The organism is Mesorhizobium sp. M1A.F.Ca.IN.022.06.1.1, from assembly GCF_003952605.1.
In the GTDB taxonomy this organism is placed as follows: domain Bacteria; phylum Pseudomonadota; class Alphaproteobacteria; order Rhizobiales; family Rhizobiaceae; genus Mesorhizobium.
In genome coordinates, this window is sequence record NZ_CP034455.1 from 3,725,657 (window position 1) to 3,747,954 (window position 22,298).

The 22,298-nt window shown below is 64.1% G+C and carries 18 protein-coding genes, 1 tRNA gene and 1 pseudogene; 12 read left to right on the top strand and 8 right to left on the bottom strand.

Annotation, left to right across the window (positions count from 1 at the left end; all coding sequences use genetic code 11):
• Positions 1-160 precede the first annotated feature (160 nt).
• Both EJ078_RS17875 and EJ078_RS17880 read right to left on the bottom strand, forming a co-directional pair.
• Complete coding sequence (locus EJ078_RS17875) at positions 161-3,244, bottom strand: efflux RND transporter permease subunit (protein ID WP_095824014.1); 3,084 nt, start codon at positions 3,242-3,244, stop codon at positions 161-163.
• Positions 3,241-4,542, bottom strand: coding sequence for an efflux RND transporter periplasmic adaptor subunit (locus EJ078_RS17880; protein ID WP_095824013.1), 1,302 nt, complete (start codon positions 4,540-4,542; stop codon positions 3,241-3,243). Before EJ078_RS17880 ends, EJ078_RS17875 begins: the two co-directional genes overlap by 4 nt.
• A 140-nt stretch (positions 4,543-4,682) precedes the next feature.
• Between EJ078_RS17880 and EJ078_RS17885 the strand changes: the two genes are divergently transcribed.
• The 10 genes from EJ078_RS17885 (at position 4,683) to ugpC (ending at position 14,465) form a co-directional block, all read left to right on the top strand.
• Positions 4,683-5,216: a TetR/AcrR family transcriptional regulator gene (locus EJ078_RS17885; RefSeq protein ID WP_095824012.1), complete on the top strand. Its 534-nt coding sequence runs from the start codon at positions 4,683-4,685 to the stop codon at positions 5,214-5,216.
• A 173-nt stretch (positions 5,217-5,389) separates the two neighbouring features.
• Entirely contained in the window at positions 5,390-6,178 is a 789-nt protein-coding gene (locus EJ078_RS17890) for a 3-hydroxybutyrate dehydrogenase (protein ID WP_095824011.1), read from the top strand.
• Between the two features lie 166 nt (positions 6,179-6,344).
• Positions 6,345-7,163, top strand: a complete 819-nt coding sequence (locus EJ078_RS17895; RefSeq protein ID WP_127216398.1) for a sulfurtransferase/chromate resistance protein — start codon at positions 6,345-6,347, stop codon at positions 7,161-7,163.
• Positions 7,160-8,548, top strand: coding sequence for a chromate efflux transporter (gene chrA, locus EJ078_RS17900; RefSeq protein ID WP_127847451.1), 1,389 nt, complete (start codon positions 7,160-7,162; stop codon positions 8,546-8,548). Before EJ078_RS17895 ends, chrA begins: the two co-directional genes overlap by 4 nt.
• 96 nt (positions 8,549-8,644) lie before the next feature.
• On the top strand, positions 8,645-9,529 hold the full coding sequence (locus EJ078_RS17905) for a dihydrodipicolinate synthase family protein (RefSeq protein WP_127215960.1): 885 nt from the start codon (positions 8,645-8,647) through the stop codon (positions 9,527-9,529).
• Between the two features lie 22 nt (positions 9,530-9,551).
• Complete coding sequence (locus EJ078_RS17910) at positions 9,552-10,211, top strand: GntR family transcriptional regulator (protein ID WP_095831065.1); 660 nt, start codon at positions 9,552-9,554, stop codon at positions 10,209-10,211.
• A gap of 61 nt (positions 10,212-10,272) precedes the next feature.
• The gene (locus EJ078_RS17915; RefSeq protein ID WP_127215959.1) at positions 10,273-11,610 is read left to right on the top strand and encodes a sugar ABC transporter substrate-binding protein; all 1,338 of its coding nucleotides are present in this window, start codon (positions 10,273-10,275) and stop codon (positions 11,608-11,610) included.
• Positions 11,610-12,548 (top strand): sugar ABC transporter permease, encoded by a 939-nt coding sequence (locus EJ078_RS17920; RefSeq protein WP_095799868.1) that lies wholly within the window; start codon positions 11,610-11,612, stop codon positions 12,546-12,548. The genes EJ078_RS17915 and EJ078_RS17920 overlap by 1 nt, the downstream gene beginning before the upstream one ends.
• On the top strand, positions 12,549-13,370 hold the full coding sequence (locus tag EJ078_RS17925) for a carbohydrate ABC transporter permease (protein ID WP_082953638.1): 822 nt from the start codon (positions 12,549-12,551) through the stop codon (positions 13,368-13,370).
• A gap of 36 nt (positions 13,371-13,406) precedes the next feature.
• Positions 13,407-14,465, top strand: a complete 1,059-nt coding sequence (gene ugpC, locus EJ078_RS17930) for a sn-glycerol-3-phosphate ABC transporter ATP-binding protein UgpC (RefSeq protein ID WP_127403978.1) — start codon at positions 13,407-13,409, stop codon at positions 14,463-14,465.
• Positions 14,466-14,599: 134 nt separating this feature from the next.
• Here the strand turns inward: ugpC and EJ078_RS17935 are convergent.
• Both EJ078_RS17935 and EJ078_RS17940 read right to left on the bottom strand, forming a co-directional pair.
• Positions 14,600-14,676 (bottom strand) — tRNA-Arg (locus EJ078_RS17935).
• Between the two features lie 99 nt (positions 14,677-14,775).
• Positions 14,776-15,939, bottom strand: a complete 1,164-nt coding sequence (locus EJ078_RS17940) for a M20 aminoacylase family protein (RefSeq protein WP_095799871.1) — start codon at positions 15,937-15,939, stop codon at positions 14,776-14,778.
• Between the two features lie 215 nt (positions 15,940-16,154).
• On the opposite strand from EJ078_RS17940, the pseudogene EJ078_RS17945 reads away from it, so the two are divergent.
• Positions 16,155-17,326, top strand: a pseudogene (locus EJ078_RS17945) (D-alanyl-D-alanine carboxypeptidase family protein).
• The gene (locus EJ078_RS17950; protein WP_127215956.1) at positions 17,323-18,435 is read left to right on the top strand and encodes a GTP-binding protein; all 1,113 of its coding nucleotides are present in this window, start codon (positions 17,323-17,325) and stop codon (positions 18,433-18,435) included. Before EJ078_RS17945 ends, EJ078_RS17950 begins: the two are co-directional and overlap by 4 nt.
• A gap of 19 nt (positions 18,436-18,454) precedes the next feature.
• Here the strand turns inward: EJ078_RS17950 and EJ078_RS17955 are convergent, their stop codons facing one another.
• The 4 genes from EJ078_RS17955 to EJ078_RS17970 all read right to left on the bottom strand — a co-directional run bounded on the left by EJ078_RS17955 (position 18,455) and on the right by EJ078_RS17970 (position 22,291).
• On the bottom strand, positions 18,455-18,694 hold the full coding sequence (locus EJ078_RS17955; protein WP_066990371.1) for a sulfurtransferase TusA family protein: 240 nt from the start codon (positions 18,692-18,694) through the stop codon (positions 18,455-18,457).
• Between the two features lie 12 nt (positions 18,695-18,706).
• Complete coding sequence (locus tag EJ078_RS17960) at positions 18,707-20,026, bottom strand: murein L,D-transpeptidase family protein (protein ID WP_127215955.1); 1,320 nt, start codon at positions 20,024-20,026, stop codon at positions 18,707-18,709.
• A gap of 300 nt (positions 20,027-20,326) precedes the next feature.
• Positions 20,327-21,277: an acetyl-CoA carboxylase carboxyltransferase subunit alpha gene (locus EJ078_RS17965; protein ID WP_067319192.1), complete on the bottom strand. Its 951-nt coding sequence runs from the start codon at positions 21,275-21,277 to the stop codon at positions 20,327-20,329.
• Positions 21,278-21,376: 99 nt separating this feature from the next.
• Entirely contained in the window at positions 21,377-22,291 is a 915-nt protein-coding gene (locus tag EJ078_RS17970; RefSeq protein ID WP_127403979.1) for a site-specific tyrosine recombinase XerD, read from the bottom strand.
• Positions 22,292-22,298 lie beyond the last annotated feature (7 nt).

The window sequence follows — 22,298 nt, forward strand, 5'->3', positions numbered from 1 at the left end:
CGACGCAATTCCGGACGGAAGGCCACGGCGAAGTCGCCGAGCAACCGTTCCACACTTTGTCCTGGAATTGCTCTGGCGCCGAAGCCGTGGGGCGACCGCCTAAGAAAGAGGCCGGGGTTTTCCGGCCTCTTTTTTGTTTTTGGAGCAGTCCTGGATTGCTTCAGGTGGGCAGCGCCGGCATCAGCTTCGGATCGGGCTTCTCGGCGAGATGCGGCAGGTCCTTGCTGGCGATGAAGGTGTAGAACATCGGCACGACGAACAGCGTGAACATCGTGCCGACCAGAATGCCGGTGAAGATGACGAGGCCCATCGAGTAGCGCGCTGCGGCGCCCGCGCCGCTGGAGATGATCAGCGGCACCACGCCGAGCGCCATCGCGGCCGTCGTCATCAGGATCGGCCGCAGGCGCACCTTGGCCGAGGCGATGATGGCATCGCGGCGCCGCATGCCATGGATTTCGCGCTGCTGGTTGGCGAATTCCACCAAAAGGATGCCGTGCTTGGTGATGAGGCCGATCAGGGTGATCAGTCCGACCTGCGTGTAGATGTTGAGCGTTCCGAGGCCGATATTGAGCGGCACGATGGCACCGAAGATCGAAAGCGGCACCGCCATCATGATGATCAGCGGATCGCGGAAGCTCTCGAACTGAGCGGCCAGAACCAAGTAGATCACGATCACGGCGGCCGCGAAGGCGATCAGGATGGTGTTGCCCTGCTCCTTTTCCTGCCGCGATTGGCCAGAATAGTCGATGAAGAAGGTGTCGGGCAGCGTTTCCCTGGCGAGATCCTCCAGCACTTTCAATCCGTCGCCGGTGGTCACGCCGGGCAAGGGCAGGGCGGAGATCGTGGCCGAGTTCAGCTGGTTGAACTGCTCGATCGCTGCCGGCGAGGCGTTGGTGGAGATATGCACCACCGCCGACAGCGGCACCATCTTGCCGTCGACGCTGCGCACGAAATACTCGCCGAGCTTCGCTGGATTGTCGCGGAACTCCTGCGGCACCTGCGGGATGATGTCATAGCTGTTGGAGTCGCGATCGAACTGCGCCACTTCGGCGCCGCCGACCAGCAGCGTCAGCGTGTTGCCGATATCGGCGATGGGCAGGTTCAGCGCCGCCGCGCGCTCGCGGTCGATGGTGACGGTCACCTGCGGGGCGTCATAGGACATCGAGTTCTGCACGACGATGAAGCGGCCGGAAGCCTGCGCCTTGTTCTTGATCTTCTCGGCCTGGTCGAAGACTTCCGAGGGATCGCCGGTCGAGCGAACCACCATCGAGATCGGCAGGCCGCCGCCCGAGCCGGGCAGCGTCGGCGGCGCGAAGACGAAAGCCTCGACGCCAGCGACCTTGGCCAAGCGACCGGTGATGTCGGCCTGGATCTCCTTCGAGCTGCGCTGGCGTTCGGCCCAGTCCTTGAAGGCAAAGCCGACAAAGGCGCCGTTGGTGGCGCCGCCGAAGGCGACCGCCGAGAACTGCGCCCGCGTTTCCGGAATGTCCTTAACAAGACCGAGGATCTGGTTGACGTAGGTCTCGGTGTAGTCCGAGGTCGCGTAGCGCGGGGCGGTTACGATGGAAAGCAGGAAGCCCTGGTCTTCCTCCGGCGCCAGTTCGGTCGAGGTCTTGGTGAACATGAAGCCGGTGAGCGCGACCAGCGCGACGACGATGATAAAGGTAACCGGCCTGTTTCTGAGCGAAGCGGTCACGGCCCGCTCGTAGAGGCGCTCGACACGGCTGAAGGTGCCGTCGACGATGCGCTGGAAGCGGCCGTGCGCGCCGGCCTTCAAGAGGCGAGCCGACATCATCGGCGTGATGGTCACCGCAATCAGGCCGGACAGCACCACGGAGCCGGCCAACGTGACCGCGAACTCGCGGAACAGCGCGCCGGTCAGACCGCCGGTGAAGGCAAGCGGCGCAAACACGGCGGCCAGCGTAATGGTCATGGCGACGATTGCCGAGAAGATCTCGCGCATGCCGTTGAAAGCCGCCTGCATCGGCGACATGCCGTCTTCCTCCATATGGCGGTGGATGTTCTCCACCACGACAATGGCGTCGTCGACGACAAGGCCGATCGCCAGCACCATGGCAAGCAGCGACAGAAGGTTGATCGAATAGCCTACCGCAAACAGAATGAAACAGACGCCGATCAGCGACAGAGGGATGGTCACGATCGGCATCATCACCGAGCGGAAGGATCCGAGGAAGAGCAGGATGACGAGAATGACGATGGCGACAGCCTCACCGATGGTCTTGAACACCTCCTCGATCGAGGCGCTGATCTGCTCGGTGGAATCGTAGACGATCTCGATCGTCATGCCCTTCGGCAACGTATCCTGGATCACCGGCACGATCTTGTGGATCGCCTCGGCAGTCGTCAGCGGATTGGCGGCAGGCGTCGGGAAGATGGCCAGGAAGGTGCCCGGCTTGCCGTTGAAGCTCACCCTCGTGTCGGTGCTGGCGGCGCCAAGCTCGACCCGCGCCACATCGCGCAGCCGCACCACCTGGCCGTCGGTCGAGCGGATGGGGAGCTGCGCGAAGGCTTCCGGCGTCTGCAGGGTCGAGTGAACCGCGATCGAGGAAACCACATACTCGTTCTGTGTGTTGCCGGGCGCGGACAGGAAATTGGAATTGTTGATCGCAGTCAGCACGTCGGCGGCCGTGGCGCCGCGGGCGGCGAGCCTGACCGGGTCGATCCAGACCCGCATCGAATATTCCTCGGCGCCGAAGATCTGGACGTCGGCGACGCCTTCCACGGTCGAGATGCGCGGCCGCACGACGCGCTCGATGTACTCGGTCAACTGCTCCTTGGTCATGTTCGGATTCTGCATCGAGATATACATCATCGCGAACTGCTGGCCGGTGCCCTTGACGATCACCGGATCCTTGGCGGCATCCGGCAAGGTGCCGCGCACGCCTTGAACCTTGGACAGCACCTCGGTCAACGCAACATCGGGGTTGGAGCCGAGCTTCATCTGCACGGTCACCGTGCTCGAAGACGGGCGGCTCGACGAGGTGACGTAGTCGATGTTTTCCGTCGAGGCGACGGCGCGCGCGATCGGCGCAGAGATGAAGCCCTGAATCAGGTCGGCGCTGGCTCCGGGATAGGCCGTGGTGATGGTGATCGCCGTCTCGTCAACCTTCGGATACTGGCGGATCGACAGGTTGAAGATGGCCTGGAAACCCAGGAGCAGGATCATGCAGGCCAGCACCGTCGAGAGGACGGGGCGGCGAATGAAGATATCGGAAAAGCTCATTGCTGAACCTGCTTGTTTGCCGATTTGCTGGGATCAACGGTGTTGTCGACCGCAACGGACATGCCGTTGAAGAGCCGGTTCTGACCGGCGGTCACGACCTGGTCGCCGGCCTTCAGGCCTTCGACGATCTCGACCATGCCGTTGTTGCGGCGGCCGAGCTTGACGAAGACCTGCGATAGAACGAGCGCCGGTTGCTGCCCGGTTTCGGCCGGCTTTTGAGCGTTCTCAGGCGGCTTCGCGGCGCTGTCGGCGGCGTTTGCCGTATCGGAGGCCGGCTTCGAGGCATCGGCTTGCGGCTTGGCTGCATCGCCGGCAGGCTTCTCCGCCCCGGCCTTCTGGTCTTCCGGTTTTGCTGGCGCGGCAGCGCCGGCCTCAGCGGGCTTGGGCGGCACCACCACGAAGACATAGTCGCCGTAGAGGCTCGAGGTCACCGCCGTCTGCGGCACCGAGATGACGTTGCTTTCCTCCGGCAACTCGACGCGGATCTGCACGAACTGGCCCGGGGTCAGCTTGCCCTCCGGGTTGGCGACCTCGCCGCGGATCGACACCAGCCGGCTTGCCGGGTCGATCTTGGGATCGATGCCGCGGATCGAGCCGGCAAAGGACATGTCGGCAGCATTGCTGCCGATCCGCACCGTCTGGCCGATCTTCAGCAGCGGCAGCTGCTGTTCGGGCACGGTGAAGTCGACCCGCATCGTGTCCAGATCCTGGATCGTGACGACTGAGTTGCCGGGCGCCAGATACTGGCCAATGTCGATCTTTGGAATGCCGACCGTCCCGGTGAAGGGAGCTGCGAGTTGCTTTTGGTCGAGCACGGCTTGCAGCTTGTTCACTTGCGCGGCCGATGCGGTCGCCGCCGCGCGCGCGGCATCAAGCGTAGCGTCGGTGCCGACGCCACGCCGCTGCAATTCCAGCGCGCGGGTCAGCGCCGCCTGGTCGGATGCTGCCTGAGCCTTCTGCGCCACCAGATCGGCCTTCTCGACGGCATCGTCGAGCTGCAGAAGCACAGCGTCGGCCGCGACCTTCTGGTTGGCGTGGAAGAGGATGTCCTTGACGATCCCGGCCGTCTCGACGGTCAGGTCGACGCCGCGCACGGCGTTGACGGTGCCGATCGCCTCGACGCCGGGCGTCCAGTTCGAAGGCTTCGCCACGATGGTCGACACTGTCGCCGCCGGCGGTTTCATGGTGGCGAAAAACTGCTTGATCGCATTGTCGCGAAACAGGTTGAAGCCGACGATGCCGGCGCACACCACGGCGAGCAGCAGCAGAATTCCGGTGATGATGAAGAAGCGCTTCACGGATAGTTCCCCTCGAGCCGGCAACGTCAATTGCCGGGACACATATCTACGATAAATCCCGATTTCAAATTGCGGGCGCCTTACTGTACCGTCTGGACGGTCTTGTCAATTCCACAAGGCCTAATGTAAGGGAAGGCGTGATGAAAGCTCGCAGGGCAAACTCGCGCGACAGGATACTTGCAGCGGCAGCCGACGTGGCGCGCGAGGCGGGCCCGGGAAGCCTGTCGCTCGACGCCATCGCGAATCGGGCCGGCGTGTCGAAGGGCGGTCTGCTCTACAATTTCCCGACCAAGGCCAAGCTGATGCAGGGGCTGGTCGAGAATTACCTCAATGCTTTCGAGCAGGCGCTCGAAGAACGCACGGCCGAGGCAAGCGATGAAAGCGCGCTCGCGGCCTACATACGGCTCTCGGCCGATGATTGCGAGAAGCCGAAACCTTCGGCCTCCTGGATGTTCTCCGCGATCGCCGAGGATCCGGAATTCCTGACGCCGATCAAAGCCTTCAAGCGGCAGCTGTTCGAACGGCTGAAGGGGGAAACGGACGACCTCGGCTCGCTGCTGGTTTGTTTCCTCGCCATCGAGGGGCTGCGCAGCATGAATCTTTTCGATTCAGACGTGCTGTCGCAGCAGGAGCACAGGCTCCTGGTTTCCTCGCTGCTCAAGATAGCCGGATAGGTTGCAGGCCTCACATCAGCGGCTGCAAAGACCGCCCTAGAACCGCCAGCTTCCTGTCGCTCGAACTGCATCACAACATTGTAATCGCACCGAAATACGGGCATGGCATTGTTATGTTGCGACGCACAAACTATGTGCTTCAACAGTCCCTCCCTCCACGTGCGAGATCTGCCATGGGTTCCCTGTCCTCAAAGAATGCGCTCGTCACTGGCTCGACCAGCGGCATCGGCCTTGCAATCGCCCGCGCCTTTGCCGCCGAGGGCGCCAACATCACCATCAACGGCCTGGGCGATGCCGCGGCGATCGAAAAGGAGCGCGCCGGCATCGAGAGGGATTTCGGCGTCAAGTGCCGCTATTCCGGCGCCAACATGATGGACGGCGGGGCGGTCACCGCCATGATCCGCGAGGCCGAAGAGGCGTTCGGCAGCCTCGACATCCTGGTCAACAATGCCGGCATCCAGCATGTCGCGCCGATCGACGAGTTCCCCGACGACAAGTGGGAAGCAATCATCCGCATCAACCTGCTTGCCGCCTTCTATGCCATCAAGGCGGTGCTGCCGGGCATGAAGAGCCGCAAATGGGGCCGCATCATCAACACGGCCTCGGCCCATGCGCTGGTCGCCTCGCCGTTCAAGTCGGCCTATGTCTCGGCCAAGCACGGCATTGCCGGCCTGACCAAGACGGTGGCGCTGGAAGTCGCGCAGGATGGCATCACCGTCAATGCGATCGCGCCCGGTTATGTCTGGACGCCGCTGGTCGAGAAGCAGATCCCCGACACGATGAAGGCGCGCGGCATGACCGAGGAACAGGTCAAGCACGATGTGCTGCTTGCCGCGCAGCCGACCAAGGAGTTCGTCACCGTTGAGGAACTGGCGGCGCTGGCGCTGTTCCTGTGCTCGGATGCGGCCAAGCAGATGACCGGCACGACCCTGCCGATGGATGGCGGTTGGACGGCGCAGTAAGTGCAGCCTCCAAAGAAGGTGCGGGGCCGCGCCTCCCTCGACAAGAATTCTTGACAATCGCAGGGGAGCGTTCCAGCATCCTGGCTAAGGGGTTCCCCGCGACGACCCCGTGAGGCGTCAGCCCAACGATCGCGTCCAAACTCTCTTCGTTCAGGAGGTGGACGCCATGCCGTCAACAACTCAGATCACAGTGCCGCAGCTTGCCCGACTGGTCGGCCTGCCGGATGCACCTCGTCTCGTCGACGTACGCATCGACGACGACTTTCAAGCCGATCCGCGGCTGCTGCCGGCTTCTTACCGGCGCGACTTCAGAACCGTCTCGACCTGGGCGGCCGACTTCTCCGGATCCAGGGTCGTGGTCATCTGCCAGCGCGGAGAGAAGCTCTCGCAAGGCGTTGCCGCGTGGCTGCGCCACGAGGGCATTCCGGCGGAATCGTTGGAAGGCGGTTTCGAGGCCTGGGCCGCCGCCAAGGCGCCGTTGGTCGCGGCCGACGCCATTCCGCCCCGCGACGGGAAGGGTCGCACCGTATGGGTCACGCGTTCCCGGCCGAAGGTCGATCGCATCGCCTGCCCCTGGCTGATCCGACGATTTGTCGATCCTGGCGCCGTGTTCCTGTTCGTCGACCCGGCCGAGGTGCCCCTGGTGGCGGATCGCTTCGCCGCGGTGCCCTTCGACATCGAAGGCGTGTTCTGGAGCCATCGCGGCGATCATTGCACCTTCGACACGATGATTGAGGAGTTTGGCCTGCGCACCGAGGCGCTCGATCGTCTGGCGCTGATCGTGCGCGGCGCGGATACAGCGCGTCTCGACCTGGTGCCGCAGGCTGCCGGGTTCCTCGCCGCGTCGCTCGGCCTGTCGCGCATGTTCCGCGACGACTTGGAACAGCTCGAAGCCGGCATGCTGCTCTATGACGCTTTCTTCCGCTGGTGCCGTGACGCCACGGACGAGACGCATAACTGGCCGGCGGGGGGTAAGCAACAATGACCGTGCTTGCCAAGGACAGCGTCGCGCAGCCGGCCGATGTCCCGGCTGTGCCGACCTTCAGTGAAGCGACGCGGCTATGGGCCAAGATCGGCCTGCTCTCTTTCGGCGGGCCGGCCGGGCAGATCGCCCTGATGCACAAGGAATTGGTCGAGGAGCGCCGCTGGATCGGCGAGGAGCGGTTCCTGCATGCTCTCAACTACTGCATGCTTCTTCCGGGTCCCGAGGCGCAGCAGCTTGCCGTCTATATCGGCTGGCTGCTGCACAGGACGGCCGGCGGCCTCGTCGCCGGAACATTGTTCGTGCTCCCAGGCGCACTGGTCATGCTCGCCCTGAGCAGTTTCTACATGCTCTACAACGATGCGCCGGTCATCGAGGCGCTGTTCTTCGGCATCAAGGCGGCGGTGCTGGCGGTTGTCGTCGAAGCGGTGATCCGCATCGGCAAGCGGGCGCTGAAGAACTGGGTCATGGTGGCCATCGCGGTGGCGGCCTTTCTTGGCATCTATGTCCTCAAGCTGCCGTTTCCACTGATCGTGCTTGCGGCGGGACTCATTGGCTGGGTCGGCAATCGCTTTGCACCCGGGCTGTTTTCGGGTTCGGCGCATGGCAAGGGCAACGCCGCCGCCGACAGAGGCGGCGTGGTCGACCTGATGTTCGAGCGCGGCGAGCTCGGCCACACGGTGCCGACCAAATGGCACGCAGCCCGGACCATCGCCATCTGGCTGCCGATCTGGCTCGGACCGGTGGCGCTGATCGGCGTGCTGGCAGGGCCGGGGAGCGTATGGGCGCAGATCGGCGGCTTCTTCAGCCTGATGGCGGTCGTCACCTTCGGCGGCGCCTATGCGGTTCTGGCCTATGTCGCGCAAGCCGCGGTGACCTCGTTCGGCTGGCTTTCGCCCGGAGAAATGGTCGACGGGCTCGGACTTGCCGAGACGACGCCCGGACCGCTGATCCTGGTGCTGCAATTCGTCGGCTTCGCCGCGGCCTATCGCCATGCGGGCACGCTCAGCCCTCTGCTTGCAGGATCGCTGGGGGCGGCGCTGACGCTCTGGGCTACCTTTGCGCCTTGCTTCTTCTGGATATTTCTCGGCGCGCCCTACATCGAGCAGCTGCGGCAGAACAAGGCGCTGTCGGCGGCGCTCGGTGCGATAACGGCAGCGGTCGTCGGCGTGGTGATGAACCTTGCGCTGTGGTTCGCGCTGCATGTCGTCTTCGGCAAAGTCGAGAGCGTCGGCTGGGGCGTCGAGGTTCCGGTCGTTTCCTCGCTCGACTGGCGCGCGGCGCTGCTGTCGGCGGCGGCGATGGTCGCCATGCTCAGGCTGAAGGCCGGCATGCTGCCGACGCTCGCGGCATCCGCGCTGGCGGGACTGGCTCTACAGGCATTGTGAATTGTTTCCAGCCGCCAAGCGTGATCGGAGCTATGTTTACAACTAACATGTCAGTATGCTACGCCTGCTCGCGGATTGATGAATGGAGAATTGCAGGTGGGTTCGCGCTTTGGTCTGTCGGTTGCGCTCACAACGCCCTTTGATGCAGCCGGGCGGATCGCCGTTCCGCTGATGACCGAGCATGCTAAGGCCTGTCTCGATGCTGGCTGCAGCAGCGTAACGCTGTTCGGCACCACCGGCGAAGGCGCTTCCGTCGGTACGGCGGAGCGGCAGGCGGTCATCGATGCCATGCTTGCGGCGGGCATATCCGCCGACCAACTTGTTGCAGGCGTGCTGGTCGATGCGGCGGAGGACGCTGCCGAGCAGTGCCGCCAGGCGTTGCAGCGCGGCGCCCGCAACATCCTTCTGGCGCCGCCGAGCTATTTCAAGAATGTCGGTGACGACGGGTTGTTCGGCTGGTTCGGCGCCGTGTTCGCCGCGCTCGGTCCGCTGGCCCGCGGCATGCTGCTCTACAACATCCCCTCGGTCACGACGGTGCAGCTGTCGCTCGACCTGATCGGCCGGCTTCGCAAGGCGTATCCGGGCGTGGTCGCCGGGGTCAAGGATTCCGGTGGAGACTGGGGCTACAGCGAAGCGCTGCTCAAGACGCATGGCGACCTGATCATCCTCATCGGCGACGAACGGCATCTGGCGCCGGCGGTGCGGATCGGCGGCCAGGGCGCGATTTCCGGCATGGCCAATTTCGCCGCCGGCGAACTGCGCGCCATGATCGAGAGCAGACGCGACGACTCCCGCGTGGAAAGCTTCGTCCTGGAACTGCTCCGGCATCCGGTCATCCCGGCGGTGAAGGCCATGGTGGCGCGCCAAACCGGCGACGAACGCTGGCTGACGGTTCGGCCGCCGCTCGTGCCGGTAGCCTTGCAGGAACGGCAGCAGCTTGGCGCCGCTTACGACAGGCTGTTTGCGACACAGGCAGCCTGAACCGGGGAGGGCGCTGATCGGCATGGACGACACGAGCGAACCGGCAACCCTCAGGGAGAAGGCCTATGCCAGCTTCACGCGGCATCTGCTGGCCCGCGACCTCAGGCCCGGCCAGTTTGTTTCGCAGCGCGAGCTGGTCGCCTTCACTGGCCTGCCGCTCGGAGCCATCCGCGAGATTGTGCCGCGGCTCGAGGCCGAGGGGCTGCTGACCACCATACCGCAACGCGGCATGCAGATCGCGCATATCGACATCAGCCTGATCCGCGAGGCTTTCCAGTTCCGCCTGTTCATGGAGCGCGAGGCGGTCGCGCTGTTTGCCGTCAACGCGTCCGACGCCGAGATTGCGGGTCTCAGGCGCGAGCACGAGGACATGCTCGCCCAAGCGCTGGCGCAGACCCCGACCCCCGAAATGGAAGCCAAGGCCCAGAACATCGACTGGGCTATGCATGACACCTTCATCAGCGCGCTGGGCAACGAGATCATCGCCAAGGCCTATCTGGTAAATTCGGTGAAGATCCGGCTCATCCATCAGGAGCGGTTCCGCATCGACGGTCGCGTCGTGCCGGTCATGCGCGAGCATCTTGCGGTGATCGAGGCCCTGGAGAAACGCGATCCGCAGATGGCGGTCGAGGCGATCAGCCAGCACATCGACAATGCGCGCCGGCTGGCGCTGCAGATTTGAGGAAGCAGAACCGCGCCGCAATCGTCGTGGCGTAATCGACAACGACAACCGGGAGGAAGAAATGTCGTCCAATCCATTCAGTCCAACCAGAAGGCAGCTGCTCCAGGGAACCGCGGCTCTCGCCGCCACCGGCCTCGTCGGTCTTCGTCCGAGCTTCGCCGCGGGCGTCGACTGGAAGCGCTTTGCCGGCACGACGCTCGACGTCAACCTGGTCAAGAGCCCGCGCAGCGACACCATCCTGAAGAATCTCGCGGAGTTCGAGGAGCTGACCGGCATCAAGGTCAATGCCGAGGCGACACCCGAACAGCAGCAGCGCCAGAAGACGGTGATCGAGCTCAGTTCCGGCAAGCCGAGCTTCGACGTCGTGCATCTGAGCTACCATGTGCAGAAGCGCCAGTTCGAGAAGGGCGGCTGGCTGGCCGACATTTCCGGCTTCCTTGCCGATCCGGGCCTCACCGATCCAGGCCTGACCGAAAGCGACTTCGCCGAGGCGGGCATCCAGTTCGCCAAGGACGGCCAGGGCGTGCTGCGCTCGCTGCCATTCTCGGTCGACTACTGGATCCTCTATTGGAACAAGGAGTTGTTCGACGCCAAGGGTATAAAATATCCCGAGAGCTTCGAGCAGCTGGTGGCTGCCGCTGAAGCGCTGACGGATCCCTCAAGCAACACCTTCGGTTTCGTCGCACGCGGTCTCAAGAACGCCAACACGCCGGTGTGGACGTCTCTGATGCTCGGCTACGACATGACGCCGCTCGGCAGCGACGGCAAGCTGCGCACCACCTCGCCGGAGGCGATCGAGGCTGCCGCCCTCTATCAGCGGCTGATGACCAAGGCCGCGCCTCCCGGCGTCACCGGCTTCAACTGGGCCGAGGCGCAATCCGCCTTCCTGCAGGGCAAGATCGGCATGTGGTTCGATGGCGTGGGCTTCGCGCCGCCGATGGAAAATCCGGAAAAATCGCGCGTCGTCGGCAGGGTCGGCTATGGCGTCATGCCGAAGGGTCCCAAGGCGCATGCCGCGGGTACTTTCGGCGACGGCATCGGTGTCACGTCCGCCAGCGCGAAGAAGGAAGCGGCCTATCTGTTCTGCCAGTGGGCGGTCTCTCCGGCCATGGGCGCGCGCCTGCTGCAGGCCGGCGCCGGCGTGCCGTTCCGCAAGTCGGTGCTGGAAGACCCCAAGGTGCGCGAAGGCGTCACCATGCCGGCGAGCTGGCTGGATGCCGTGGTCGGCTCAGGCAATATCAGCCGGCTGGCGCTGCCGGTCATCATCCCGGTGACCGAGTTCCGCGACATCTATGGCGTGGCGCTGACCAACATGATTGCCGGCGCCGATCCCGCCGACGAACTGAAGAAGGCCACCGAGCAGTTCCAGCCGGTTCTCGACAGGAGCGAGCAAGGCTGATGTCCGCCATCGCCCCGGAACGCGCAGGGGTGACGACGCAAGCCGTCGAAGAGAGCCAGCCGATCCGGCTGGCTCCAAACTACTGGCCTTTCGTCATTCCTGCGCTCGTCGTCGTCGGCGCCGTGATCGTCTTCCCCTGGGCCTTCACGCTGTGGATGAGCGTCAACAGCTGGACGCTCGGCCAGTCGCGAAGCTTTGCCGGGATGGAAAATTATCTGCGCTTGGCGAGCGATCCGCGGTTTTGGGAATCGCTCTGGCATACCTTGATCTATACTTTCCTGTCGGTGGTCGCGCCGATGTTTTTCGGTACCGTCGCCGCGCTCATCTTCGACGCCAGGTTTGCCTTGCGCGGCCTGCTGCGCGGCGTCTTCGTGATGCCGATGATGGCCACGCCCGTCGCCGTGGCATTGGTCTGGACCATGATGTTCCATCCGCAGCTCGGCGTGCTCAACTATCTCTTGTCGCTAGTCGGCATTCCGGCGCAGGAGTGGATATTCAACGCCAACACCGTAATTCCTTCGCTGGTCGCGGTGGAGACCTGGCAGTGGACGCCGCTGGTGATGCTGATCGTGCTGGGTGGGCTGGCGTCAGTGCCGCGCGAGCCGTTCGAAAGCGCCGAGATCGACGGCGCCAATGCCTGGCAGCAGTTCCGCTACCTCACCTTGCCGATGATCGCGCCGTTTCTGATGATCGCGGTCATCATCCGCACGATCGATGCGCTCAAGAGCTTCGATATCATCTACGCGATGACCCAAGGTGGGCCGGGCACGGCATCGGAAACAATCAACATCTATCTCTACAACACCGCCTTCTCCTATTACGACATGGGCTACGGCTCGGCCATGGCGGTGGTGTTCTTCATCGTCATCGTGGCCCTGTCCTTCATCCTCCTGATGCTGCGCCAGCGCTCGCAATGGGTCGACACGGAGGGCAAATAGGTGAGCTCGCGGCTGCTCAACAAGATAGGCCTGTTCTTCGCGGCGCTGGTGCTGGTCTCGCCGGCGATCCTGTTCTTCCTCTGGATGATCTCGCTGTCGCTGAAGTTCGAGATCGACAACGGCGCCTATCCGCCGATCCTGATCCCGGAGCGCTTCGCCTGGTCGAACTACGCAAAGGTGTTCGAGGAGAACAATTTCCTGCTCTATCTGTGGAACTCGGTGCTGGTGACCGGCACGGCGACGCTGCTGGCGCTGCTGATCGGCGTGCCGGCCGGCTATGGCATCGCCAGGCTCAAGGCGGAACGCTCGGCGATCGTCATCATGATCGCCCGCATGACGCCCGGGCTTTCCTATCTCATCCCGCTGTTCCTCCTGTTTCAGTGGCTGGGCATCCTCGGCACGCTCTGGCCGCAGATCATCATCCATCTGGTGGTGACGGTGCCGATCGTGGTCTGGGTGATGATCGGCTATTTCGAGACGACGCCGATGGAATTGGAGGAGGCCGCCAACATCGACGGCGCCAGTTCGTGGCAGGTGTTTCGCCTGGTCGCGCTGCCGATCGCCAAGCCCGGCATCGTCGTCGCCTTCATCCTGTCGATCATCTTCTCGTGGAACAACTTCGTCTTCGGCGTGGTGCTCGCCAGCCGCGAGACGCGGACATTGCCGGTCGCGGTCTACAACATGCTGTCCTACGAGCAGGTGAGCTGGGGGCCGCTCGCCGCCGCCGCGCTGGTGGTGACGCTGCCGGTGCTGGTGCTGACCATGTTCGCGCAACGGCAGATCGTCGCCGGGCTGACCGCCGGCGCGGTCAAGGGTGGCTGAGCGCCTGATCCGCCCTCATTCTTTCGGAGATACGCAATGGCATCGGTAAGCATCAACAACGTGCAGAAGGCTTTCGGAGCCACTCGGATCATCCACGATGTCAGCGTCGATATCGCCGATGGCGAGTTCGTCATCCTGGTCGGACCGTCGGGCTGCGGAAAGTCGACGCTGCTGCGCATGATCGCGGGGCTGGAAACGATCTCGGCCGGAAAGATCGCAATCGGCGAGCGCACCGTGAACAACCTCAGGGCACGGGACCGCAACATCGCGATGGTGTTCCAGAACTACGCGCTCTACCCGCACATGACGGTGGCGGACAATATGGGCTTCGCGCTCAAGATCAAGAAAGCCGATCCGGCCGATAACGCGAGCCGGGTGAAGCGGGCAGCCGGTATTCTCGGCCTCGAGAAGCTGCTCGACCGCTATCCGCGCCAGCTTTCCGGCGGCCAGCGCCAGCGCGTCGCCATGGGCCGCGCCATCGTGCGCGACCCACAGGTGTTTCTGTTCGACGAGCCGCTCTCCAATCTCGACGCCAAATTGCGCGTGCAGATGCGCGGCGAGATCAAGGCGCTGCATCAGCGGCTCGGCACCACCACCATCTATGTCACGCACGACCAGATCGAGGCGATGACCATGGCCGACAAGATCGTCGTGCTGCATGACGGTCTGGTCGAGCAGATCGGCGCGCCGCTCGATCTCTACGACCGGCCGGCCAATCTGTTCGTTGCCGGCTTCATCGGCTCGCCCGCCATGAACTTCATCCACGGCCACATCGAGGAGGGCATCTTCCGCAGCGCCGGTGGGCTGACTTTGCCGCTGCCGCAAGGCCTCCGGCCGAGCGAGGCCGCGGGAAGGGAACTGGTCTACGGCATTCGTCCCGAGCATATCCGGGCGACCGGCCAGGGTCTCTCCGGCACAGTCACGCTCATGGAGGCGACCGGCTCGGAAATCTTCGCCACGGTCGACTGCGGCGGAGAGGTGATCTCCTGCCTTTTCCGTGAGCGGCTGGCACTGAAGCAAGGCGAGAACGTGCAGATCGAGATCGACCGCGCTTCGGCGCATCTGTTCGACGCCAAAACCGGCCGGCGCATCTGATTGCCCTGCCCGCGCTCTCACCGCGGCGGCCAGGGAGTGCTTGAGATTCGAGCGAACGGAAAGCAACGGGAGCCCAGTTGCAAGAAAATGCAACATGGGAGCATTGCAAAAGTCAGCCAACCATTTGATTTAGTTGGTGATCCCGACAGGAATCGAACCTGTGACCTACAGATTAGGAATCTGCCGCTCTATCCTACTGAGCTACGGGACCACGCGGCCCGACACATAAACGCTTCGGGCCGGTTCGCCAAGAGGCGTTACCGGCCGATCGGCGGCAATCGGCCGGGAAGGTCGCCTCCGTGCAAAGCGGTCAGGCGGCCAGCGCCGTCTCCGCCAACCTCACCCAATAGCTCATGCCGTGCGGGATGACCTCGTCGTTGAAGTCATAGGCCGGATGGTGAAGGCCGGCGGTGTCGCCGTTGCCGATGAAGATGAAGGCGCCGGGGCGCGCTTCCAGCATGTAGGAAAAATCCTCACCGCCCATCACCGGCTGGATGGCGCGGTGGACATTCGCGTCGCCGGCGACGCCGGCGGCAATATCGCTGGCGAAGGCCGTCTCTTCCGGATGGTTGAAAGTGACGGGATAGTTGGGGTCGTAGTCGACCTCGATCGTCGCGCCGAAGGCTGATGCCAGGCCAGCGCAAATGGCGCGGATTTTCTCTTCCGCTTTCCTGGCCACTTCCTTTTTCAGCGTGCGCACCGTGCCCGCGATCTCGGCTTTTTCCGGTATGACGTTGTAGGCATCGCCGGCATGGAATTTGGTCACCGACACGACGACGGCCTCGACCGGATCGGTGCTGCGTGAAGCAATGGTTTGCAAAGCGCTCACCAAGTGGCTGGTAATGACGATCGGGTCGATCGTGGCATGCGGCATCGCCGCATGGCCGCCATGCCCCTTGACGGTGATGGTGAATTCGGCGGTCGCCGCCATGATCGGGCCGGGCTTGATGGCGAACTCGCCGACGGGAAGGCCGGGCATGTTATGCATGCCGAACACCTTCGAGATGCCGAAGCGGTCCATCATGCCGTCCTTGACCATTTCGTTGCCGCCGCCGCCGCCTTCCTCGGCGGGCTGGAAGATCACCGCCACGGAGCCGACGAAATTGCGCGTTTCGGCGAGGTATTTGGCTGCGCCGAGCAGCATGGCGGTGTGGCCGTCATGGCCGCAGGCATGCATTTTGCCGGGAACGCTCGACGCGTAAGGCTTGCCGGTGATCTCGTTGATCGGCAAAGCGTCCATGTCGGCGCGCAGGCCGATGGCCGGACCCTCGCCCTTGCGGCCGCGGATGATGCCGACGACGCCGGTTTTGCCGAGGCCGGTCACAACCTCGTCGCAACCGAAAGCCTGCAGCTTGTCGGTGACGAAGGCGGCGGTCTGGAAAACGTCGAAGTTCAGTTCCGGCGTCTGGTGCAGATGGCGCCGCCAGCCCGCGACTTCTTCCTGCATTTCCGCGGCACGGTTGAGAATTGGCATAATCGTTCCATTTCTTTGTTGGGGCAGGCAATTCAGGGCCGCTGCCCGGCAAGTGTGATCGTCTGGCGCTTTGCCATTTTGACGTCACATAGGGTAAATAGCACCGCATAATGCGGCCCGGAGTCGAGGGTCGGTCCGCACTATGCTGGCCATCGCGCAGCGAAATCTTACGGAGCCAGCGGCAACTACGGCAAGAGGCGATTTCGGAATTGATCATGCGGCAAAGGCATTTCCTCAACCTATTGCTTGCGGGGGCGCTGGCGCTGCCGATGCTTTCCGGCACTGCGCGCGCCAATCCGGTGGTGCTGTTCGACCTGAATAGCGGCAAGGTGCTGGAGCATCAGGACGCCTTCAAGCGCTGGTATCCGGCCTCGCTGAGCAAGCTGATGACGGCCTATGTGGCGTTCCGAGCGATCGCCGCCGGCGAGGTGGCGCTCGATTCGCCGATCAAGGTGACGAAACATTCGGCCGGCGAGCCGCCGAGCAAGATGGGCTTCAAGCCCGGATCGGTCATGCGGCTCGACAATGCGCTGAAGATGATGCTGGTCAAGTCGGCCAACGACATCGCCATGGCCGTCGGCGAGAACATCGGCGGATCGCAGGCCGCCTTCGCCGACCGCATGAATGCCGAGGCCGCCAGGCTCGGCATGGTCGGAACGCATTTCGTCAACCCGAATGGGCTGTTCTCGCCCGACCAGTACACGACCGCGCGCGACCTCGCCGTCCTGGTGACGGCGCTTCGCAACGACTTCCCGCAATATGCGCCGTGGTTCTCCATCGAGGGTCTTGCCGTGGGAAAGAAGGCGATCCCGAACTACAATCTGCTGATCGGGCGCTATCCCGGCGCCGACGGTATGAAAACCGGCTTCGTCTGCTCCTCGGGCTTCAACATGATCGGTTCGGCGACGCGCGATGGCCGCACACTGGTTGCCGTGGTGCTCGGCGAAAAATCCGCCATCAGCCGCGCCGAAGCGGCGGCGAAGCTGCTCGACCAGGGTTTTGACGCGCCGGCGGCCGGGTCGACGACGCTCGCGGCGCTCAAGCCCTATGGCGACACGCTGTCGCCCAACGACCTGCAGGACGAGATCTGCAAGAAGAAGCCGAAGGAACAGCAGTCCGAGGCGGCACCTGCCGTCGCCACCAAGGACAAGGCCAAATCGCCCTATCAGGTGAAACTCGATCACCCGACGCTGATCGCGGTCGGCCTTGGCGGCGCCACCGGACCGGCGCCCAAGGCGTTCGTCGACCAGACCGATCAGAACTATGCCGATGTGCCGCTGCCCAGCTGGCGGCCCGACAAGCCTCTGCCGGCCGGCGCCACACCTGCCGCAACTGCTGCCTCTGCAGCGCAGGGGATCAGCCGGCCAAGGCGGCAAACTCGCCATGACCGGGCGCAGCGGCTTTCCCATACCCGTCTCGGTGCTCACCGGCTTTCTCGGGGCCGGCAAGACGACGCTGCTCAACCGGTTGCTCAAGGATCCGGCGCTTGCCGACACGGCCGTCATCATCAACGAGTTCGGCGAGGTGGCGATCGACCATCTGCTCGTCGAGCAAGCCTCAGAGGGCATCATCCAGCTTTCCGACGGCTGCCTTTGCTGCACGGTGCGCGGCGAACTCGTCGATACGCTGGCCGACCTCGTCGACCGGCTGCAGACCGGACGCATCGCCAGGCTGGCGCGCGTCGTGGTCGAAACCACCGGCCTTGCCGATCCTGCACCGGTGCTGCAGTCGATCATGGCGCATCCGGCGCTGGTGCAGGCTTTCCGGCTCGACGGCGTCATCACGCTGGTCGACGGCGTCAACGGGGCGGCCACGCTCGATAACCATGTCGAAGCGGTGAAGCAGGCGGCCGTCGCCGACCGCATCGTGCTGACCAAGACCGATCTCGCCGAGGCAAGCGACGTCGAGGCCCTGCGGGCGCGACTTCATCAGATAAATCCGAGCGCGGTCCTGCTCGACCTCAATGGTCCCGCTACCGGGGCAGCGTCGCTTTTCGATTGCGGCCTCTACAATCCCGAGACCAAGAGCGCCGACGTGCGGCGCTGGCTCGGAGAGGAGGCGGCGCATCATCATCATCACCATGATGACGGTCATGAACACGGCTCCCATCATCATGATCACCGCCACGACGGCCGCGTGCGCTCCCACTCGCTCGTCCATGACGGGCCGGTGCCGTTCTCGGCGATCGAGATGTTCCTCGATTTGTTGCGCTCGACGCATGGCGAGAAACTGCTGCGCATGAAGGGCGTCATCGAACTTCAGGAGGATCCGTCGCGGCCGCTGGTGATCCACGGCGTGCAGAAGATCCTGCATCCGCCGGCCAGGCTACCGTCATGGCCGGACGGACAGCGCGGCACGCGGCTGGTGCTGATCACGCTCGACATGCCGGAAGATTATGTCCAGCGGCTGTTTTCCGCCTTCACCAACAAGCCGTCGATCGACACGCCCGACCGGGCGGCGCTCGAGGCCAATCCGCTGGCGATCGCCGGGCTGTAGCTGCAGAGGTCCGATTGGCCTATGCCGCGCCGCCGCGCTCGACCAGGAAGCGATGGCCGCCGTCGACCGCCGCCGTCTCGATCAATTGGTGGCCGGCATCGGCGCAGAAGGCCGGAATGTCGATCACGGCCAGCGGGTCGGTGGTTTCCAGCCACAGACGGCTGCCAGGCCGCATCGCGGCCAGACGCTTGCGCGCCTTCAGCACCGGCAGCGGGCAGTTCAGCCCCTTCAGATCGTAGGTAGCGGCGGATCCGGCCAAGATCGAGAAATCTCAGCCGCCGAACATGCCGAGCAGTTTCTTCTTCAGCTTCGAGACCGTGCCTTCGTCGGCACTTGCCGCCTGCTGCGTTTCCGGCGCCGGTTGCGCGGAAGCCGCCTCGACGCCCGCGGTGACCACCGGCTGCTGAGCCGCCTGCTTGGCGGCTTCCTTTTCGGCCAGAGCCTGCGCCTTGGCGGCTGCCTTTTCAGCCTGCGCTTGCGCCTTCGCGGCCTTGGCCGCCTCGATCGCCGCAAGCCGCTGCTCCTCGGCCTTGCGCTTGGCCTCCTTCTCCGCGTCGAGCGCGGCCATCTTGCGGCCGAGCGGGGAATCGATGCGGCCCATGCGCGTCGTCTCGGTTACCGAGCCGTCGGCATTCATCGACGGCGGGTCGATCGGCACGCGCTCGCCGCGGGCGCGGCGCTTGGACCAGTCGGAAACGATGCTGGCTTCCTTGATGCCGGCGATGGCCGGCTTAGGCGGTAGTATGCTTCCCTTGACCGCGGCGTTGAACGCGGCGTCGTAGCGCTTTTCGTAGTCGGCGTAGGCCGTTTTCAACGAATCAGGCTGCGTCATTGCCGGGCAGGGGCCTGTCGGGTCGAAAGTGGCGCCTTCGGGCGCTGCCTGATTGAAGACGTAGCGCTTCTCGCAGACGTCGACTTTCGGCGGCACCTTGGTGATCTCGAAATTGTCGTAGCCGACCTTCAGCATCTTCCAGAACTCGTAGTTCGGGTCGTTGCGGTAGCGCGCCATGTTGGCGGCGGTCATGCGGAACGGGAAGGCCTGGATCTGGAACTCGGTCTGGCCGCCCTGGAAGGCATCGCGGCCGAAAGCATAGATCTGCTCGATCTGGGCATCGGTCATCGAATAGCAGCCGGACGAGGAGCAGGCGCCGTGCACCATCAAATTGGAGCCGGTGCGGCCGTTGGCCCTGTCATAGGCGTTGGGATAGCCGATGTTGAAGGACAGATGGTAGTTCGAGCGCGGGTTCATCTGCGACGGACGCACCGTGTAGAAGCCTTCCGGCGCCTGGCGGTCGCCCTCGGTGTATTTGGGGCCGAGCTTGCCCGACCATTTGCAGATGTCGTAGCTGGCGACGAGATCGTAGCGGCCGTTGGTCTTGGCCTTCCAGATCTCCAGCTTGCCTTCTTCCTTGAAGATGCGCGCCATCACCGAGGAGGTGCGCACCATACCCTTGGCCTTCATGTCGGCGAGGATCTTATCCGGCAGGGGCTTGTTGGCCTCCGGCGCAAAATCCTTCATCGACGAATCATTGCAGCCGGCGATGCCTATCGCGGCGACAAGGACTCCGGTGCGGGCAAGCTTGGCAAACATCGATACGGCTTTGTCTTTTCTCTCAGGCCAACGGCCTCGGCATGGCCGGCCCGCAGGCTCAACACCAATGGACCGTAAGCCCGTTAACCTTGAAAATTCCTTACCGCAAGCAATAGCCAACCCCTCGCGGATATTTTCATTGAGCCGAATGCGGCGGCATTTTTGTGGCGAAATTGTTAATCGCCGCCATAGTTGCGGCGAACGGCCGAATTAAACGGGTGGCGCTGGGGCAGACTCACGTGCTTTGTTTTCATGCATGTCGTTTTCGCAAAACCACTGCACAGTTTTGCGCGACATGCATCAAAGGCTGCGGCCCATCGCTAAATATTTCTCGCGGCGCTGCTCGCGGAAATCGGTGTTGGCGCCGGCGAAGTCCTTCATCGTCTTGGCGATCAGGTCGCCGGTGGCGGCAATCACCGTTTCCGGCGCACGCTGGGCGCCGCCCATCGGCTCGGGAACGATGGCATCGATGATCTTCATTTCGAGAAGATCCTGGGCGGTGATCTTCATGTTGGTCGCCGCGTCCTTGGAACGGGTGGTGTCGCGCCAAAGAATAGAGGCCGCGCCCTCGGGCGAGATCACCGAATAGATGGCATGCTCAAGCATGTAGACGCGGTTGGCGGTGGCGATCGCGATGGCGCCGCCGGAGCCGCCTTCGCCGATGACCACCGAGATCGACGGCACTTTGAGCGCTAGGCAGGCTGAGGTCGAGCGCGCAATGGCCTCGGCCTGACCGCGTTCCTCGGCGCCGACGCCGGGATAGGCGCCGGCGGTGTCGACCAGCGTCAAAAGCGGGATCTTGAAGCGGTCGGCAAGCTCCATCAGCCGAACCGCCTTGCGGTATCCCTCGGGCCGTACCGAACCAAAATTGTGCTTGATGCGGCTTGCCGTGTCGGAGCCCTTCTCTTGGCCGATCACCGCCACCGGCTCGCCGCGGAAACGGGCAAAACCGCCGACGATCGCCTGGTCGTCGCCGAAATTGCGGTCACCGGCCAACGGCGTGAAATCGCTGAACAAGCCCTTGATGTAGTCGAGGCAGTGCGGCCGGTCCGGATGGCGGGCCACCTGGACCTTCTGCCAAGGGGTGAGCGCCTTGTAGAGATCGCGCAGCGCATCGCGCGAACGCTTCTCCAGCCTGCCGATCTCGTCGGCGACATCGACCGCCTCGCCGTTCTCCGCGAGCTTCTTCAGCTCAAGGATCTTGAGTTCCAGATCCTGCACCGGCTTTTCGAAATCGAGGTAATTATACATGCTGGGGCGGACCGATCCGTCGGAAGGCAATGGCTGGCGGAACCCTGGAAATGCTGGCTCCGGGCGGTGGAACGTCGCCCTCACATAGCGGTATGAAGCCTAGTCGGCAAGCGGATGATGATCGTTGACCAGCCGCACCAGCCGCTCCTCCAGCACATGAGTGTAGATCTGCGTGGTGGAGATATCGGCGTGGCCAAGCAGTTGCTGCACGGCCCTGAGATCCGCACCGTTCTGCAGGAGGTGGCTGGCGAAGGCGTGGCGCAGGACATGCGGCGAGATCTTGGTCGAGGCGATGCCGGCCCGCGCCGCCAAGCCTTTGAGATCGCGTGCGAAAACCTGCCGGGAGAGATGACCGCTGTCGGAAGAGGCTGGGAACAGGAACGGGCTGTCGGCGTAGGCCGGCACCCCCGCCCTGGCGGCAAGCCACGCCCGCATCGCGGCGCGCGCCTTGGCCGACAGCGGCACCATGCGCTCCTTGTCGCCCTTGCCGCGCACCATGAAGAAACGGTCGTCGCGCAGCGCCACCGTCACCGGCAGACCGACAAGCTCGGAAACGCGCAGGCCCGTGGCATAGAGCACCTCGACCAGCGCGTGCAGGCGCAGCGCCGCCAACCGGTCGCCGTCGGGCGCGGCCCCGCCCGCCTCCTCGGCCGCGCGGTCGACCAGGCGGCCCGTCTCAGCCTCGGTCATGGTCTTCGGCAGCGGCCGGCCCTTCTTCGGGCTGTCCAGCGTGCCGGTCGGGTCGTCGCCGCGCAGGCCCTCGGCATAGAGGAATTTGAAGAATTGGCGGATCGCCGACAATTTGCGCGCCTGCGAGGTCGGCGCGAAGCCACGCGCCGCGATGTCGTCCAGATAGGCGCGGATGTCGGCGGCTGCCGCTCCGGCCAGGCCGCCACCGATAGCTTCGGAGGCGTCTTCGAGGTCGCGTCGGTAGGAGGAAAGCGTGTTCTCGGCCGCACCCCGCTCGGCGCTCATCATCTCCAGAAAGGCTTCGATGCGGGCCGCGCTGTTCATTTGGCCG

Coding starts and splice junctions, on each gene's coding strand:
- EJ078_RS17875 (WP_095824014.1), bottom strand. CDS start 3,244: ATGAGCTTTTCCGATATCTTCATTCGCCGCCCCGTCCTCTCGACGGTG.
- EJ078_RS17885 (WP_095824012.1), top strand. CDS start 4,683: ATGAAAGCTCGCAGGGCAAACTCGCGCGACAGGATACTTGCAGCGGCA.
- EJ078_RS17890 (WP_095824011.1), top strand. CDS start 5,390: ATGGGTTCCCTGTCCTCAAAGAATGCGCTCGTCACTGGCTCGACCAGC.
- EJ078_RS17895 (WP_127216398.1), top strand. CDS start 6,345: ATGCCGTCAACAACTCAGATCACAGTGCCGCAGCTTGCCCGACTGGTC.
- chrA (WP_127847451.1), top strand. CDS start 7,160: ATGACCGTGCTTGCCAAGGACAGCGTCGCGCAGCCGGCCGATGTCCCG.
- EJ078_RS17910 (WP_095831065.1), top strand. CDS start 9,552: ATGGACGACACGAGCGAACCGGCAACCCTCAGGGAGAAGGCCTATGCC.
- EJ078_RS17915 (WP_127215959.1), top strand. CDS start 10,273: ATGTCGTCCAATCCATTCAGTCCAACCAGAAGGCAGCTGCTCCAGGGA.
- EJ078_RS17920 (WP_095799868.1), top strand. CDS start 11,610: ATGTCCGCCATCGCCCCGGAACGCGCAGGGGTGACGACGCAAGCCGTC.
- ugpC (WP_127403978.1), top strand. CDS start 13,407: ATGGCATCGGTAAGCATCAACAACGTGCAGAAGGCTTTCGGAGCCACT.
- EJ078_RS17940 (WP_095799871.1), bottom strand. CDS start 15,939: ATGCCAATTCTCAACCGTGCCGCGGAAATGCAGGAAGAAGTCGCGGGC.
- EJ078_RS17950 (WP_127215956.1), top strand. CDS start 17,323: ATGACCGGGCGCAGCGGCTTTCCCATACCCGTCTCGGTGCTCACCGGC.
- EJ078_RS17960 (WP_127215955.1), bottom strand. CDS start 20,026: ATGTTTGCCAAGCTTGCCCGCACCGGAGTCCTTGTCGCCGCGATAGGC.
- EJ078_RS17965 (WP_067319192.1), bottom strand. CDS start 21,277: ATGTATAATTACCTCGATTTCGAAAAGCCGGTGCAGGATCTGGAACTC.
- EJ078_RS17970 (WP_127403979.1), bottom strand. CDS start 22,291: ATGAACAGCGCGGCCCGCATCGAAGCCTTTCTGGAGATGATGAGCGCC.